General features: G+C 72.0%; 17 protein-coding genes. 8 read left to right on the forward strand and 9 right to left on the reverse strand.

Annotated features, from left to right (window positions below; genetic code table 11):
• The first annotated feature begins 59 nt into the window (after positions 1 to 59).
• The 3 genes from ACIBAF_RS15155 (at position 60) to ACIBAF_RS15165 (ending at position 2,601) form a co-directional block, all read left to right on the forward strand.
• Complete coding sequence (locus tag ACIBAF_RS15155) at positions 60 to 1,025, forward strand: MerR family transcriptional regulator (RefSeq protein ID WP_399463655.1); 966 nt, start codon at positions 60 to 62, stop codon at positions 1,023 to 1,025.
• Between the two features lie 227 nt (positions 1,026 to 1,252).
• Positions 1,253 to 1,636: a DoxX family protein gene (locus tag ACIBAF_RS15160; protein WP_399463656.1), complete on the forward strand. Its 384-nt coding sequence runs from the start codon at positions 1,253 to 1,255 to the stop codon at positions 1,634 to 1,636.
• A gap of 44 nt (positions 1,637 to 1,680) precedes the next feature.
• A complete protein-coding gene (locus ACIBAF_RS15165; RefSeq protein ID WP_399463657.1) occupies positions 1,681 to 2,601 on the forward strand; it encodes an RNA polymerase sigma-70 factor in 921 nt (306 codons plus the stop codon).
• A 78-nt stretch (positions 2,602 to 2,679) separates the two neighbouring features.
• On the opposite strand, the gene ppk2 is transcribed toward ACIBAF_RS15165, so the two are convergent.
• Genes ppk2 through ACIBAF_RS15180 form a run of 3 tightly spaced genes read right to left on the reverse strand, consistent with a single transcriptional unit; the run spans position 2,680 to position 5,032 of the window.
• The gene (gene ppk2 / locus ACIBAF_RS15170; RefSeq protein WP_399463658.1) at positions 2,680 to 3,609 is read right to left on the reverse strand and encodes a polyphosphate kinase 2; all 930 of its coding nucleotides are present in this window, start codon (positions 3,607 to 3,609) and stop codon (positions 2,680 to 2,682) included.
• A gap of 17 nt (positions 3,610 to 3,626) precedes the next feature.
• Positions 3,627 to 3,860 carry a hypothetical protein gene (locus ACIBAF_RS15175; protein ID WP_399463659.1) on the reverse strand — a complete coding sequence of 78 codons (234 nt, stop codon included), beginning with the start codon at positions 3,858 to 3,860 and terminating at the stop codon, positions 3,627 to 3,629.
• A gap of 17 nt (positions 3,861 to 3,877) precedes the next feature.
• Complete coding sequence (locus ACIBAF_RS15180; RefSeq protein ID WP_399463660.1) at positions 3,878 to 5,032, reverse strand: anion permease; 1,155 nt, start codon at positions 5,030 to 5,032, stop codon at positions 3,878 to 3,880.
• Between the two features lie 102 nt (positions 5,033 to 5,134).
• Here ACIBAF_RS15180 and ACIBAF_RS15185 point away from each other — a divergent pair, with 102 nt between their 5' ends.
• From ACIBAF_RS15185 to ACIBAF_RS15195, 3 genes are read left to right on the forward strand one after another with little or no spacing between them, the layout of a single operon-like run.
• Positions 5,135 to 5,527: a helix-turn-helix transcriptional regulator gene (locus tag ACIBAF_RS15185; RefSeq protein ID WP_099937135.1), complete on the forward strand. Its 393-nt coding sequence runs from the start codon at positions 5,135 to 5,137 to the stop codon at positions 5,525 to 5,527.
• 35 nt (positions 5,528 to 5,562) lie between these two features.
• The gene (locus ACIBAF_RS15190) at positions 5,563 to 5,979 is read left to right on the forward strand and encodes a VOC family protein (protein ID WP_399463661.1); all 417 of its coding nucleotides are present in this window, start codon (positions 5,563 to 5,565) and stop codon (positions 5,977 to 5,979) included.
• A complete protein-coding gene (locus tag ACIBAF_RS15195; protein ID WP_399463662.1) occupies positions 5,976 to 6,767 on the forward strand; it encodes a VOC family protein in 792 nt (263 codons plus the stop codon). Before ACIBAF_RS15190 ends, ACIBAF_RS15195 begins: the two co-directional genes overlap by 4 nt.
• Here the strand turns inward: ACIBAF_RS15195 and ACIBAF_RS15200 are convergent.
• Genes ACIBAF_RS15200 through ACIBAF_RS15210 form a run of 3 tightly spaced genes read right to left on the reverse strand, consistent with a single transcriptional unit; the run spans position 6,764 to position 8,033 of the window.
• A complete protein-coding gene (locus ACIBAF_RS15200) occupies positions 6,764 to 7,096 on the reverse strand; it encodes a hypothetical protein (RefSeq protein WP_399463663.1) in 333 nt (110 codons plus the stop codon). The two genes, ACIBAF_RS15195 and ACIBAF_RS15200, sit on opposite strands and share 4 nt — an antisense overlap.
• Positions 7,097 to 7,147: 51 nt before the next feature.
• Positions 7,148 to 7,402, reverse strand: a complete 255-nt coding sequence (locus ACIBAF_RS15205; RefSeq protein WP_399463664.1) for a hypothetical protein — start codon at positions 7,400 to 7,402, stop codon at positions 7,148 to 7,150.
• Positions 7,403 to 7,448: 46 nt separating this feature from the next.
• On the reverse strand, positions 7,449 to 8,033 hold the full coding sequence (locus ACIBAF_RS15210; protein WP_399463666.1) for a dihydrofolate reductase family protein: 585 nt from the start codon (positions 8,031 to 8,033) through the stop codon (positions 7,449 to 7,451).
• Positions 8,034 to 8,155: 122 nt separating this feature from the next.
• Here ACIBAF_RS15210 and ACIBAF_RS15215 point away from each other — a divergent pair, with 122 nt between their 5' ends.
• Positions 8,156 to 8,761, forward strand: coding sequence for a TetR/AcrR family transcriptional regulator (locus tag ACIBAF_RS15215; RefSeq protein ID WP_399463667.1), 606 nt, complete (start codon positions 8,156 to 8,158; stop codon positions 8,759 to 8,761).
• A gap of 159 nt (positions 8,762 to 8,920) precedes the next feature.
• Here the strand turns inward: ACIBAF_RS15215 and ACIBAF_RS15220 are convergent, their stop codons facing one another.
• Both ACIBAF_RS15220 and ACIBAF_RS15225 read right to left on the reverse strand, forming a co-directional pair.
• Positions 8,921 to 9,988, reverse strand: a complete 1,068-nt coding sequence (locus ACIBAF_RS15220) for a family 2 encapsulin nanocompartment cargo protein polyprenyl transferase (protein ID WP_399463810.1) — start codon at positions 9,986 to 9,988, stop codon at positions 8,921 to 8,923.
• A gap of 50 nt (positions 9,989 to 10,038) precedes the next feature.
• Entirely contained in the window at positions 10,039 to 11,445 is a 1,407-nt protein-coding gene (locus tag ACIBAF_RS15225) for a family 2B encapsulin nanocompartment shell protein (protein ID WP_399463668.1), read from the reverse strand.
• 171 nt (positions 11,446 to 11,616) lie between these two features.
• Here ACIBAF_RS15225 and ACIBAF_RS15230 point away from each other — a divergent pair, with 171 nt between their 5' ends.
• On the forward strand, positions 11,617 to 12,510 hold the full coding sequence (locus ACIBAF_RS15230) for a 1-aminocyclopropane-1-carboxylate deaminase/D-cysteine desulfhydrase (RefSeq protein ID WP_399463669.1): 894 nt from the start codon (positions 11,617 to 11,619) through the stop codon (positions 12,508 to 12,510).
• 7 nt (positions 12,511 to 12,517) lie between these two features.
• Here ACIBAF_RS15230 and ACIBAF_RS15235 read toward each other — a convergent pair whose 3' ends face one another.
• The gene (locus ACIBAF_RS15235; protein WP_399463670.1) at positions 12,518 to 14,116 is read right to left on the reverse strand and encodes a Na+/H+ antiporter; all 1,599 of its coding nucleotides are present in this window, start codon (positions 14,114 to 14,116) and stop codon (positions 12,518 to 12,520) included.
• Positions 14,117 to 14,168: the final 52 nt, after the last annotated feature.

Consider the following 14,168-nt stretch of genomic DNA (forward strand, 5'->3'; position numbering starts at 1 on the left):
TCGGCGTTGGTGGCCGCCGCGCTTGAGTCTCCCCCGGGGGGAGGGTCGAGGATGAGGGCATGGACGGCGACGGCGACGGCGACGGCGACGGCGGCACTCTCTGCTCGATCGGCGAACTGGCGCGGCGCACCGGGCTGACGGTCAAGACCGTCCGGTTCTACTCCGATCGCGGCATCGTGACGCCGGCCGAGCGCACGCCCGCCGGCTACCGCCGCTACGGCCCGGACGCCGTCGCCCGGCTGGCGCTGGTGCGGACGCTGCGTGAGCTGGGGCTCGGTCTCGACGTGATACGGCAGGTCGTCGACCAGGAGCTGACGCTCGGCGACGTCGCCGCGCAGCACGCCGCCGCGCTGGACGTGCAGATCGGCGTCCTGCGGCTGCAGCGGGCGGTGCTGGCGGCCGTGGCCAGGCGCGGACACACCCCCGAGGAGATGGCACGCATGCACCGACTGGCCCGGCTCACCGAAGACGAACGTCGGCGGTTGACCGACGACTTCCTCACCGGCGTCTTCACGGATCTCGACGGCGGTGACGTCTACGCCGGGCCCCGACGCTCCTTGACGCCCGAGCTCCCCGACGACCCGACCGACGAACAGGTTCAGGCGTGGGTGGAGTTGGCCGAACTGATCCTCGACCCGGGCTTTCGCGCGAGTCTTCGGCGCGCGATCGAGGACCACGCGGGCCACCTGTCCGACCGCGGCTGCGGGGTCCCGCGCCCGGACGTCGTCGCGCTCGCCCGCGACCACGCGACGGCGGCCCTCGCGTCCGGGACGGCCCCGGAGTCACCCCGGGCCGACCAGGTCGTCGCGGCGCTCACCGCGGACTGCGCGCGCGTCCTCGGCCGACCCGACGACGGCGACCTGCGCCGACTGCTGCGGCAGCGTCTGGCGAACGCCAACGATCCGCGCCGGGACCGGTACGTCCACCTGCTCGCCCTGATCAACGGCTGGCCGCCCCCGGAACCCCTGGCACCAGCGCTCGACTGGTCGGTCACGGCGCTGAGCCTGCGCACATCAAGGGCATGATCGCCGTACGTCTGCAGACACGCCCCGCGCTGGTCACGTGGTCCTCATGCGGGGCGTGCCCGGCTCTCCGGCTCTTCGGTGTGTCGATGCGGGTGGCGGCCCCCCTCTCCCACCAGTCGTCGTACGGCTGAGCCCGCCCGTCCCGTGCCGGGTGTGCGGGGATGTCACAGGCGGGGGTGGCTGTCTCGTCGTACGGGGTGCAGGCAACCCCGATCAAGGAGTGGACGATGAACCTCGCGCTGTGGATCGCTGCCGGGCTGCTGGCCGCGGTGGCCCTGGCCGGTGGCGTCACCAAGGCCTTCGTGCCCAAGGAGAAGCTGGCCGCGGCCCACGGCGGCGGCTGGACCGGGGCGGTGGGCGTCGGCTTCGTCAAGGGGCTCGGCGTCCTCGAACTCCTGGCCGCGGCCGGCCTGATCCTGCCCGCCACGCTCGGCGTCGCACCGGTTCTGGTGCCGGTGACCGCCGTCTGCTGGGTCCTGCTGATGGTCGGTGCGATGATCACCCACGGCCGGCTCGGCGAAACCGGCTTGGTTGCGCTGAACCTGGTCTACCTCGCGATCGCGGCATTCGTCGCGTGGGGTCGCTTCGGCCCCGATTCCTTCATCGGCTGAGCGCGGGCGGCACGTTGTCCCTGGACACGAGGAGTGAGCGGATCATGACCAGGACCGAGGAGTTCCAGGAGCTGCGGCCGCTGCTGTTCTCCATCGCCTACCGGATCCTCGGCAGTGTGAGCGAGGCCGAGGACGCCGTCCAGGACACCTGGCTGCGCTACGAGGCCTCCCCGACCGAGCCCAGGTCGGTCAGGGCCTTCCTCTCGACGGCGGTGACCCGGGTCTCGATCGACGTGCTGCGCTCGGCCCGCGTCCGACGGGAGGCGTACGTCGGGCCGTGGTTCCCGGAGCCGCTACTCGCCGACCCTTACGAGGACCCGGCGCGGTCGGCCGAGCTGGCCGACTCGGTGTCGACGGCGGCCCTGTTGCTGCTCGAACGGCTCAGCCCGCTGGAGCGGGCGGTGTTCGTGCTGCGGGAGGTGTTCGCGTTCGGCTTCCCGGAGGTCGCGGCGGCGGTGGGACGCTCGGAGGCCGCGTGCCGCCAGCTCGCGGTGCGGGCGCGGCGGCACATGGAAGCGGGCCGCCCCCGCTTCGAGGCGGACCGGAGGGAGCGGGAGGAACTGGCCTCGCGGTTCTTCGAGGCCCTCCGTGAAGGCGACGTCATCGGGCTGCAGGACCTGCTCGCCGCCGACGCGTCGGTGGTCGGCGACGGCGGCGGCAAGGCCCCGCAGCTGGCCAGGGCCGTCAGGGGCGCGCAGAACGTGGCCCGGCTGTTCGCGTCCGTCTTCCCCCGGATGGCCCGCGTCGACGTGACCTTCGAGCAGCACGAGGTCAACGGACAGCCGGGCGCGATCTTCCGAGACCGGGACGGCAAGGTGCTCCAGGCCCTGACGCTCGACGTGCTCGACGGGCGGATCCAGGCGATCCGTGTGGTGATCAACCCCGACAAGCTCGGGCACATGGGCCCGGTGGGGGACGCCTGGGCCGTCGCCCGCGACGTGAAACAGGCCGCCCGGCCGACCTGACCCGTGCAGGCCGGCGGGCCCCGTCCCAGGTCGCCCGGGCGGGCGCTCAGTGGGTCAGTGGGTCAGTGGGTCAGTGGGTCAGCTGACGGCAACGGTGCCGGTGGCGGCGCCGTCGGCCGTGTCGTCCTCGCCCGCCTCCAGCAGGCCCGCCGCCGCGCCCACGACGCGCGGGTCGGCGGCGCCGACGACCTCCTCGTCCTTGTCGGCGTAGTCGAACCGGGCGAGCACGCTGCGCATGGCCTCGACCCGGGCCCGTTTCTTGTCGTTGCTCTTGACCACCGTCCAGGGCGCGTACGCCGTGTCCGTCTCGCGGAACATGGCGACCTTGGCCGCTGTGTAGTCGTCCCAGCGGTCCAGCGAGGCGAGGTCCATCGGGCTGAGTTTCCACTGCCGTACGGGGTCTATCTGACGGATCGTGAACCGGGTGCGCTGCTCGCCCTGCGACACCGAGAACCAGAACTTGATCAGGTCCACGCCGTCGTCGACGAGCATCCGCTCGAACAGCGGCGCCTGACGCATGAAGCGCTGGTACTCGTCGTCGCTGCAGAAGCCCATGACCCGCTCGACGCCGGCCCGGTTGTACCAGGACCGGTCGAAGAGGACGATCTCGCCGGCGGTCGGCAGCTGTTCGACGTACCGCTGGAAGTACCACTGTCCGAGCTCGCGCTCGGTGGGCTTCTCCAGCGCCACGACCCGGGCGCCGCGGGGGTTGAGATGCTCCGTGAACCGCTTGATGGTGCCGCCCTTGCCGGCCGCGTCCCGCCCCTCGAAGACGATGACGAGCCGGCGTCCCGTCTCCTTGATCCAGCTCTGCAGCTTCAGCAGTTCGATCTGCTGCAGCCGCTTGTGCAGGTCGTACTCGTTGCGCTCCATGCGCTGCCCGTACGGGTAGTTCTCCCGCCAGGTGTCGACCGGGCTGCCGTCCGGCCGGACGAGCACGGGGTCGTCGTGGTCGCTGTAGTCGACTCTCAGGTCGGCCAGCTCGGACAGCAGGGGCGGCGTCGCCATCCCGTTCTCCTTCCGGTTCAGTGGAACTGCGGCACGATCAGATAGATCCCGTACGCGACCACGGCCGCGCACGCGAGGAAGCACAGCCCGGCCTGGGCCATGCCGAGCGACGACGTGCCGCCGCCCTGCTCGCGCGCGCCCTCCAGACGGGCGACGCCGAGCACGCCGAAGGCGAAGACGACGACCACGGCGACGGTGACGCCGATGCTCACCGCGGTGACCTGGCCGAGTGCGTTCCAGTCCAGATGCATCGAGACTCTCCCCTGCCTCAGGCGGCCGTGCCGACGCCGGCCGGCGGCGCGGTGCGGACGTTGACCTCGTGGGCGTCATTGACGTTGTTCGCGTGCACCGGGTTGCGGCGGGACAGCAGGACGATGCCCGCGGCCACGGCGGCGCCCGCCAGCGCGACGACGACCGTCCCGAAGTTGCCGCCGTGCTTGACCACGCTCGCAGAGACGCCGCCCACCAGCGCGGCGGCGGGCAGCGTGATCAGCCAGGCGGCGACCATCCGGCCCGCGACGCCCCAGCGGACCTCCGCGAGGCGCCGGCCGAGGCCCGCGCCGAGGATGCTGCCGGAGGCGACCTGGGTCGTCGACAGGGCGAAGCCGAGGTGGGCGGAGGTGAGGATGACGGTCGTGGAGGCCGTCTCGGCGGCGAAGCCCTGCGGGGACTGGATCTCGGTGAGGCCCTTGCCCATGGTGCGGATGATCCGCCAGCCGCCCAGGTAGGTGCCGAGGCCGATGGCGAGACCGGCCGAGGCGATCACCCACACCGGCGGGCCGGCGTCGTGGCCGAGCGCGCCCGCCGAGATCAGGGTCAGGGTGATGACGCCCATGGTCTTCTGCGCGTCGTTCGTGCCGTGCGCGAGCGACACCAGCGAGGCCGAGGCGATCTGACCGAGCCGGAAGCCCTTGGTGACGGAGTCCTTGCGGGCGCGGGCGGTGAGCTTGTACGCGAAGTAGGTGGCGATCAGGGCGGCGACACCCGCGACGAGCGGCGAGGCCACGGCGGGGATCAGTACCTTCTCGACAACCTTGTCGAAGTGCACGCCGTGCGAGCCCGCACCGACCCACACCGCGCCGATCAGCCCGCCGAAGAGGGCGTGCGACGAGCTGGACGGCAGCCCGACCAGCCACGTCAGCAGGTTCCAGAGGATCGCCCCGACCAACCCCGCGAAGATCATCCCCGGGGAGACGAGGGTATCGTCCACGATGCCGCCGGAGATCGTCTTGGCGACCTCGGTGGACAGGAAGGCTCCGACGATGTTCAGGGCTCCGCTGATCAGCACGGCGGTTTTCGGCTTGAGCGCGCCGGTGGCGATGGAGGTCGCCATCGCGTTCGCCGTGTCGTGAAATCCGTTGGTGAAGTCGAAGGCCAGAGCCGTGACGATGACGACCGCCACGAGGAACGTGATGTGGTCCATTCCCTCATGGGAACAAGCGCTTTCATACGGGAGGCGAACTGAAGGCAAAGCCTGTTCCAGGTCCCCGCGCCCACCAGGTGAGGATCGTGCGATGCTGGCGTGGTGACCCTCGAGGACCTGGTACGACTGCGGCAGGCCCGCGACCGGATGGACCGTGAGTACGCCGAGCCCCTCGACGTCCCCGCTCTCGCGCGCACCGCGCTGATGTCGCCGGGCCACTTCCAGCGGAGCTTCCGCGAGGCCTACGGCGAGACGCCCTACGGCTATCTGATGACCCGCCGGGTCGAGCGCGCCAAGGCCCTGCTGCGCCGCGGCGACCTGACCGTGACGGAGGTCTGCATGGCGGTCGGCTGCACCTCGCTCGGCTCGTTCAGCTCCCGCTTCACCGAACTGGTGGGCGAGACGCCGAGCTCCTACCGGGCCCGCTCGCACGAGGAGAGCGCGGAGATCCCGCCCTGCGTGGCGCGGGCGTACACACGCCCGAGACGGACGTGACGACGGAACGCCCCGATCGACCTTAGGTTGGCCCCATGGACCTGAGACTGCACACCTGTTTCATCGCCGTCGACGACCACGACAAGGCCGTCACCTTCTACTGCGACGTCCTGGGCCTGGAGATCCGCAACGACGTCAAGTACGAGGGGATGCGGTGGGTGACCGTCGGGTCGCCGCTGCAACCGGACGTGTCGATCGTCCTGGAGCCGCCCGCGGCGAACCCCGACCTCTCCCCGGCCGACCGGGAGGCGATGGAGCAACTGCTCGCCAAGGGCGTGCTGCGCGGGGTCAACTTCACCACCGAGGACTGCGACGCTCTCTTCGCCCGCGTCCGGGAATCCGGCGCCGAGGTGATCCAGGAACCGATGGACATGCCGTACGGGGTCCGCGACTGCGCGTTCCGGGATCCGGCGGGGAACATGCTGCGGTTCATGGAGTCGAAGCCCCGGTGAGCGAACCGATCAACGGGTCGACGAGCGGAGCGGTCCGGTGGATCTACGCGTTCGTCGACCGGCCGGCCGCGCGCTTCGAGCGGGCCTGCGCGTTCTGGACCGCCGTCACGGACACCGCGCTGTCCGAACTCCGAGGTGAGGACGGGGAGTTCGTGACGCTGCTCGCCGAGGGCGCCGACGCCTGCGTCAAGGTCCAGGGGGTGGCGGACGGCGACGGCGGCGCGCATCTCGACTTCGCCGTCGAGGACGTGCCCGGGTTCGTCGAGAAGGCGCTGAAGCTGGGCGCCGAGCCGGCCGCAGCGCACGAGGGATGGGCCGTACTGCGCTCCCCCGCGGGGCAGTTGTTCTGCGCGGTGCCGTGGCACGGGGAGACCGTCCGACCGCCCGTGGTGGCCGGCAGCCGGCTGGACCAGGTGTGCGTCGACGTACCGCCGACGGCGTACGAGGCCGAAGTCGCCTTCTGGAGTGGCCTGTTGCCCGACTGGTCGTCCCGGGCGGGCTCCCGGCCCGAGTTCCATGTGGTCGAGCCCCGGCCCGGCCTGCCGATCCGCATCCTGCTCCAGCGGCTCGACGAGGAGCGGCCCGGGGGCGGGGGTTCGGCCTCCGCCCATCTCGACCTGGCCTGCGGCCCGGACGTCGACGCCGTGCGCGTCCGGCACGAGCGGCTCGGCGCGACCCTCGTCGCCCGCCACCTCCACTGGACGGTCCTGCGCGACCCGGCCGGCGGCCTGTACTGCCTGACCGCACGCGACGCGAAGACCGGCGGGCCGCCGCGGGCGGGCGCCTAACCGTTCGTCGGCCACGCGCAGACGACGATCCGGCGATCGTTCGCCGCCTCGTCGTCCGGCGCCTCCTCGCCCCCGCCGTCGCCCTCGCCGTCGTTCTCGGCCTTGGTCTTGGCTTTGTCGCACAGGTCGTCGTCGTCCACGTCCATGTGGAGCAGCGGCGCGGCGGACTCCTGGGGGGCGTGTCGGCCGTACGGCTGGCCGGCCGGGGGCTCGGTGGAGTCCTGCAGCCACAACGTCACTCCGCCGCCGACGGCCACGACGGCCACCCACACCCCGACGGCCCATCGCCACACCCGGCGACGGCCCCCGTCTCCCCCGTCATGCGTCATGAGGGTCACGGTAGCGGCAGGGCAGGTGCGACCGGAGGCCGCCGGGTCCTGTCACGAGGTCCGGGCGGTGGGCGCTCCGGGCTCCTGGTCGGGCTCGGCGGCGTCGGGCCTGGGGGCATCGGCCCTGGAGGCGTCGGGCTCATGGGCGTCGGGCCGGGCGCCCGGCTCCACGTACGCCTCGCAGTCCGGGTTGTGGCACGGGCCCGGCACCCAGCGCGGGACCCACGCGCCCAGCGTCTTGTGCCGCCGGACGACGGACTGCACGGGCTGTCCACAGGCGGGGCAGACGCGTTGTTCCCTGTCCATGCCCTCAGAGTAGGGCGGCCCACACCCGAGCGCCCCCCGCCGTACGTCAGCGTTCTCTGTCGTACGTCCGCACGACCGCGCCGTTGCCGAAGGAGCGCATGCCGCGGAAGGTGAAGCGAGCGAGGTCGCACGCGGCGCCGAACATCGGCATGCCGACGCCGTAGACGAGCGGGTAGGTCTTGATCACCAGTTCGTCGATCTCGTCGAACAGCTCGCCCGCGAGGCGGGAGCCGCCGCACAGGTAGATGTCGAGGTCGCTGTCCTCCGCCTTGAGCGCGCGGACCTTGTCGAGCAGGCCGTCGGCGATGATCTCGACGTCCGGGTCGGGCGACTCGGCGAGGGTGCGGGAGGCGACGTACTGGCGCAGATGAGCGTAGGGGCTGGTGACGCCCTCCTTCAGCGCGAGGTCGTAGCTGACCCGGCCCTGGATGATCGTGTCGAACCGCCTGTTGGGCAGGTCGTCGATGCCGAGCGGCCTGCGGCCGGGGGTGGGAAGCGTCTCCGGGTACTCCGTCTTGAGGAAGTCGAAGAACTCCTCGTCGACGAAGGAGACCATCGCCGAGCCGTCACCGGTCGCGTCGCCGATGAAGCCGTCGACGGAGCAGGCGATGAAGTACGTGAGCTTTCGCAAGTGGGGGCTCTTTCCGTAGGCTGACCCGTGAACCACAACAGTTGTAGTACTTCACCTGTAGTGGATGCAAGGGAGTTTCCCGGGTTTCGGGAAACGGAGCCAAGTGAGAGAGAGGGTTCCGCATGGCCGGTAATCCGGAGCGCCGGGCGGCCCTGGTCGACGCCGGGGTCGAGGTGCTCGCGCGGGAGGGGGCGCGGGGGTTGACCTTCCGCGCGGTGGACGCGGCGGCCGGGGTGCCGGTGGGCACCGCCTCCAACTACTTCACCGGGCGCGACGACCTGCTGCGGCAGATCGACGCCCGGTTGCACGTCCGGCTGGCCCCCGACCCGGAGGTGTTCGGCAAGCTGATGGCGGGCCCCCGGGACCGCTCTCTGGTCACGGCGTTCATGCACGACCTGATGGCCCGCGCGACCCGCGACCGCAGCGGCTATCTCGCCCTGCTGGAGATGCGCATGGAGGCGACCCGGCGTCCCGAACTGCGCGCCTCCTTCACCACGTCGGTGCGCGGCGACCTCCAGGACGGCATGGACTTCCACCGCGAGACGGGCCTGCCCGGCGGCGACGAGACCGTGGTCGTCCTGTACCTGGCGATGCTCGGGCTGATCCTGGAGCACCTGACCCTGCCGGGCGTCCTGGACGGCGTCCTGCCCGGCGTGGGGGTCCCGGAGGGCCTGGTGGAGAGGATCGTGACGACAGTGGTGCCGGACGGGGGCGGGAAACCCGCGTAGGCGGCACGACGGCGAGCCCCGCCCCCGACGGGGATGCGCGGGACCCGCCGGACGCAGCCCCCGGCAACCACCCGAAGTCAGGAACCCCGCGAACCCAGGGACCACGCGAACCCAGGGACCACGCGGCGCCGGGGACGCCGCCCCCACCGCGTCGTCGCCCTAGTTGCTGCGGCGCGTCACGAACTCCGCCAGGGAGAGCAGGCCGCCCGCAGACTCCGGGTTCGGGATCGCCCGGGACAGTTCGTGCATCGCGCGGGACATGCGGTCGGCCGCCTGGTCCTGGGCCCACGCGCGGCCGCCGGCCCGCTCGACGGCGAGCGTCGTGCGGTCCAGGTCGGCCGGCTCGTAGGGCGCCGCGTACAGCTCGGCCAGTTCGCCGGCCGCCGGGGTGCCGGAGGTCAGCGCGGCGACCACCGGCAGGGACTTCTTGCGGGCGGCGAGGTCCGCGCCGGCCGGCTTGCCCGTGTGCCGCGGGTCGCCCCATATGCCGATGACGTCGTCGATGAGCTGGAAGGCGAGCCCGGCCTCACGGCCGAACGCGTCCAGCGCCTCGACGTCCTCGTCGGCCGCTCCCGCGTACAGCGCGCCCACGGCGCAGGCGCAGCCGAGGAGCGCGCCCGTCTTGGCCTCGGCCATGACGAGCACCTCGTCGAGGGTGATCTCGGCGGGCCCGCGCCTCTCCATGGCCGTGTCCGCCTGCTGGCCTGCACAGAGTTCGACCACGCAGGCCGCGACCCGGGCGACGGCCGCCGAGGACGCGGGGTGCGGATCCCCCGCGAGCAGCCCGAGCGCGAGGGCCTGCAGGGCGTCCCCGGCGAGGATCGCGTCGGCGTCGCCGAACACCGTCCAGGCGGTGGGGCGGTGCCGGCGGGTGGTGTCGCGGTCCATCACGTCGTCGTGCAGCAGCGTGAAGTTGTGGACCAGTTCGACCGCGGCGGCCGCCCGGACCGCCGCCGCGCGGGCCGTCGGCCCGCCGAGGGCGGATGCCGCGGCGAGCACGAGGGCCGGGCGGATCGCCTTGCCCGCGTTGTCCGCGGCCGGGGTGCCGTCCGCGTGCTCCCAGCCGAAGTGGTAGAGCGCGATCCGGCGCATCGAGCCGGGCAACGAGTCGATCGCCGCCCGCAGTTCGGGGTCGACGGCGGCCCGCGACCGCTCCAGGAGCGTCGCCGCCTCGTGCCCGTCGGCCGGTCCCGGACCGCCGCCGCTCTGACTCCCGATGGACCCGATGGACCTCTGCCTTTCGCGCGCCTCACGCCGGTACCGCCTGGTGGCGGACGTCACCGCCAGCGGCCGATCTCGACGTTCTCCAGAACGCCCAGCGCGTCCGGTACGAGGACCGCGGCCGAGTAGTAGGCCGTGACCAGGTACTTGATGATGGCCTGTTCGTTGATGCCCATGAACCGCACGGACAGGCTCGGCTCGATCTCGTCCGGGATGCCGGACTGGCGCAGGCCGATGACACCCTGGTCCTGCTCGCCCAGACGCAACGCGATGATCGAGCTGGTGCGGGCCTCGGTCACCGGGATCTTGTTGCACGGGTAGATCGGCACCCCGCGCCAGGTGGGGATCCGGTTGCCGCCGACGTCGATCGACTCGGGGACGAGCCCGCGCTTGTTCAGCTCGCGGCCGATCGCGGAGATCGCGCGCGGGTGGGCGAGCAGCATCTTGGTGCCGCGCCGCCTGCTGAGCAGTTCGTCCAGGTCGTCCGGGCTGGGCACGCCGTCGTGCGGCTGGAGCCGCTGGTCGTACTCACAGTTGTGGAGCAGGCCGAACTCCCGGTTGTTGACGAGCTCGTGCTCCTGGCGCTCCTTGAGCGCCTCGACCGTCAGCCGCAACTGCTGCTCGGTCTGGTTCATGGGCTGGTTGTACAGGTCGGCCACGCGCGAGTGGATGCGCAGGACGGTCTGGGCGATGCTCAGTTCGTACTCGCGCGGCCGGGCGTCATAGTCGACGAACGTGTGCGGGATGTCCGGCTCGCCGGCGTGGCCCGCGGCCAGGTCGACGACCTTCTCGCCGTACTTGTTAGTGCGCTGCTCGGGGATCGCGCGCAGCCGCTGGAGGTGCTCGCGCAGGGTGTCGGCGCGCTCCGCGACCTGCTCGACGTCCTGCCGGGCCAGGATCAGCACGGTGCAGGCGGTGTCCGCGCGGGCCGTGTACTCCCAGATGGCGTCGGCGTCGAGCAGCGCCTGGTCGCCGAAGTACGCGCCGTCGGCGAGGACTCCGAGCACCTGGTCGTCGCCGTAGGGGCCGGTGCCGACCTTCTCGACACGGCCGTGGGCGAGGAGGTAGACCTCGTCGGTCTGGCTGCCGAAGGAGGCGATGAGCTCGCCGGGGCCGAACTCCCGCTGTCGGCAGCGCTGGGCGAGCTCGCCGAGCACCTCCTCGTCCTCGTAGGAGCGCAGCGCGGGCAGTTCGCCCAGCTCGGCGGGGATGACCTCGACGCGGTCGCCGGTCTTCACGAACGTGATGCGTCCGTCGCCGACCGCGTACGTCAGGCGCCTGTTGACCCGGTAAGTACCACCCTGCACGTCCACCCAGGGCAGGTTCCGCAGCAGCCAGCGGGAGCTGATCTCCTGCATCTGCGGTGCGGACTTGGTCGTGGTGGCCAGGTTCCGCGCGGCCGCCGTGCCGAGACTCTGCTGCGGCTTGCCCGACTCCGCGCGGACCTCTTCGCCTACCGACATGAGAAATACCCTCCCAATTCATGCACGGGTGCCGAACTGCACCGGTGCACTGGTCACGCGAGCAAGCCTTCCTCACGGATCGTGGCGGTGCTATTACCCGAAAGAGCGGGAATGGATCATCGCGGGCAGGGAAGAGACACGTTTCACCGAACGGCGTTCGACAATGAGCGGGTGACCGACCTGCGCCCCCGCCTGCCCTCGCCGCTCCAGGACGTGGCCGACGACCGGTTCGAGCGGCACGGCGTACAGCTGCTGCTGAAGCGGGACGACCTGATCCATCCGGAGCTGATCGGCAACAAGTGGCGCAAGCTGGCGCCCAATCTGGAGCGGGCGGCGGGGCGGACGATCCTCACCTTCGGCGGCGCCTACTCCAACCATCTGCGGGCCACGGCCGCCGCGGGACGGCTGCTGGGCCTGCCCACGGTGGGTGTGGTGCGCGGCGACGAACTGGCCGGCAGGCCGCTGAACCCGTCCCTGGCCCGGTGCGCGGCCGACGGCATGCGGCTGCACTTCGTGGACCGCTCGACGTATCGGCGCAAGACCGAGCCGGAGGTGCTGGAAAGGCTTCTGGAGGCGGCCGGCGCCGAGGACGCGTACGTCGTCCCGGAGGGCGGCAGCAACGCGGCGGCGGTCCGCGGCTGCCGGGCGCTCGGCGAGGAGCTGCGCGACCACGGCGGCGTCGACGTTGCCGCCCTCGCCTGCGGCACCGGCGGCACGCTCGCGGGCCTGGCCGCCGGCCTCGGCCCCGGTCGGCGGGCCCTGGGCATACCGGTCCTCAAGGGCGGCTTCCTGGGCGAGGAGATACGGGCGCTGCAGGAGGAGGCCTTCGGTGGCCGGCGGGGCGAGTGGCTGCTGGACGAGCGCTTCCACTTCGGCGGCTACGCGCGCGTGCCGCCGGAGCTCGACGCCTTCGCCGAGGACTTCGAGCGACGACACGGTGTGCCCGTGGAACGTCTCTATGTCGCCAAGTCGTTGTACGCCCTTGTCGTCCTGGCCGACGAGGGCGCCTTCCCGCGCGGGACACGGCTCGCGGCGGTCGTGACGGGCTCGCCGTTCACCGCGTGAGGCCCGTTCACTCCGCCTCCCGGAACGCCGCCGCCTCCTCGAGGTCCAGTCGGCGCAGCAGCGTCCGCAGCATCTCGTCGTCGATGTGGCGGGCGTCGCGCAGCCGGACGAATATCTCGCGCTCGGCGCTGATCATCTCCCGTGAGAGGCGCCGGTAGGTGTCGTCGACGGTCTCGCCGGTGACCGGGTTGACCTGGCCGAGGCGCTCCCAGACGGCGTTGCGGCGGCGCTCCAGGACGCTGCGCAGGCGGTCGGCGAGGGGCGGGGGCAGGGAGTTGCGCTCGTCGGACAGCAGGGCGTCCAGGCGCTCCTCGGCGACCCGGGAGGCCTGTGCCTGGGCGTTGGCCTCGGCGAGCGTGGCGGCCTGTGGGTCGGGCTCGGGGAACCTCAGCAGGCGGATCAGCGGCGGCAGGGTCAGGCCCTGCACCACCAGGGTGCCGATGACCGTCGTGAAGGTCAGGAAGAGGATGAGGTTGCGGTGCGGGAAGGGCTCGTCGCCGTCGTTCACGGTGAGCGGGACGGAGAAGGCGATGGCGAGCGAGACCACGCCCCGCATGCCGGCCCAGCCGATGACGATCGGTCCCCGCCAGGTCGGGTCGTCCTCCCGCGCGCGAATGCGCGCCGACACCAGTCGGGGCAGGAAGGTCGCCGGATACACCCACAGGAAGCGGGCCGCGACGACCACGAGGAAGAGGGCGACGGCGTACCAGGCGGCGTCCAGGCCCTCGTAGGCGCCGAGGCCCTTCAGGACGACCGGGAGCTGCAGACCGATCAGCGCGAAGACCGCCGACTCCAGGACGAAGGCGACCATCTTCCACACGGCCTCCTCCTGGAGGCGGGTGGCGAAGTCGACCTCCCACGCGCGGTGGCCGAGGTAGAGGGCGACGACGACCACGGCGATGACACCGGAGGCGTGGAACTGCTCGGCGGCCGCGTAGGCGACGAACGGGATCAGCAGGGAGAGCGTGTTCTGGAGCAGGGGCTCCTTGAGGTGGGTGCGCAGCCAGTGCAGCGGGGCCATCAGGATCAGGCCGACGGCGGTGCCGCCGACCGACGCCACCAGGAACTCCTCGATGCCGCCGCCCCAGGACGCGCCCTCGCCGACCACGACCGCGAGGGCCACCTTGTAGGCGGTGATCGCGGTGGCGTCGTTCAGCAGGGACTCGCCCTGGAGGATCGTGGTGATCCGTGACGGCAGGCCGACCCGGCGGGCCACCGCGGTGGCCGCGACCGCGTCCGGCGGCGCGACCACCGCGCCCAGCACCAGCGCCGCGGTCAGCGGCAGCCCGGGCACGAGCAGGTAGGCGGCCCAGCCGACGGCGAACGTCGCGAAGAGCACGTATCCGACCGACAGCAGGGCCACCGGCCGCAGCTGCGCGCGCAGGTCGAGGTAGGAGCTCTCGGTGGCCGACGTGTACAGCAGCGGCGGCAGCAGGAGCGGCAGGACGACGTCCGGGTCGAGGGTGTAGTCCGGGACGCCGGGCACGTACGACACCACCAGGCCGACCGCGACCAGCAGCAGCGGCGCCGGCACCGGAGTGCGCCTGGCCGCCGCCGCGATCGCCGCACTGCCGGCCACCAGCAACAGCAGTGGCATCACGTCCATGTCTCGCCCGCTCTCGTTTTTCCGCGCGGTCGTCCGCACAGCCGTCGTAATC

The sequence above is a fragment of the Streptomyces sp. NPDC051677 genome (assembly GCF_044453465.1).
Lineage (GTDB): Bacteria > Actinomycetota > Actinomycetes > Streptomycetales > Streptomycetaceae > Streptomyces.

Coding starts and splice junctions, on each gene's coding strand:
- ACIBAF_RS15155 (WP_399463655.1), top strand. CDS start 60: ATGGACGGCGACGGCGACGGCGACGGCGACGGCGGCACTCTCTGCTCG.
- ACIBAF_RS15160 (WP_399463656.1), top strand. CDS start 1,253: ATGAACCTCGCGCTGTGGATCGCTGCCGGGCTGCTGGCCGCGGTGGCC.
- ACIBAF_RS15165 (WP_399463657.1), top strand. CDS start 1,681: ATGACCAGGACCGAGGAGTTCCAGGAGCTGCGGCCGCTGCTGTTCTCC.
- ppk2 (WP_399463658.1), bottom strand. CDS start 3,609: ATGGCGACGCCGCCCCTGCTGTCCGAGCTGGCCGACCTGAGAGTCGAC.
- ACIBAF_RS15175 (WP_399463659.1), bottom strand. CDS start 3,860: ATGCATCTGGACTGGAACGCACTCGGCCAGGTCACCGCGGTGAGCATC.
- ACIBAF_RS15180 (WP_399463660.1), bottom strand. CDS start 5,032: ATGGACCACATCACGTTCCTCGTGGCGGTCGTCATCGTCACGGCTCTG.
- ACIBAF_RS15190 (WP_399463661.1), top strand. CDS start 5,563: ATGGACCTGAGACTGCACACCTGTTTCATCGCCGTCGACGACCACGAC.
- ACIBAF_RS15200 (WP_399463663.1), bottom strand. CDS start 7,096: ATGACGCATGACGGGGGAGACGGGGGCCGTCGCCGGGTGTGGCGATGG.
- ACIBAF_RS15205 (WP_399463664.1), bottom strand. CDS start 7,402: ATGGACAGGGAACAACGCGTCTGCCCCGCCTGTGGACAGCCCGTGCAG.
- ACIBAF_RS15215 (WP_399463667.1), top strand. CDS start 8,156: ATGGCCGGTAATCCGGAGCGCCGGGCGGCCCTGGTCGACGCCGGGGTC.
- ACIBAF_RS15225 (WP_399463668.1), bottom strand. CDS start 11,445: ATGTCGGTAGGCGAAGAGGTCCGCGCGGAGTCGGGCAAGCCGCAGCAG.
- ACIBAF_RS15235 (WP_399463670.1), bottom strand. CDS start 14,116: ATGGACGTGATGCCACTGCTGTTGCTGGTGGCCGGCAGTGCGGCGATC.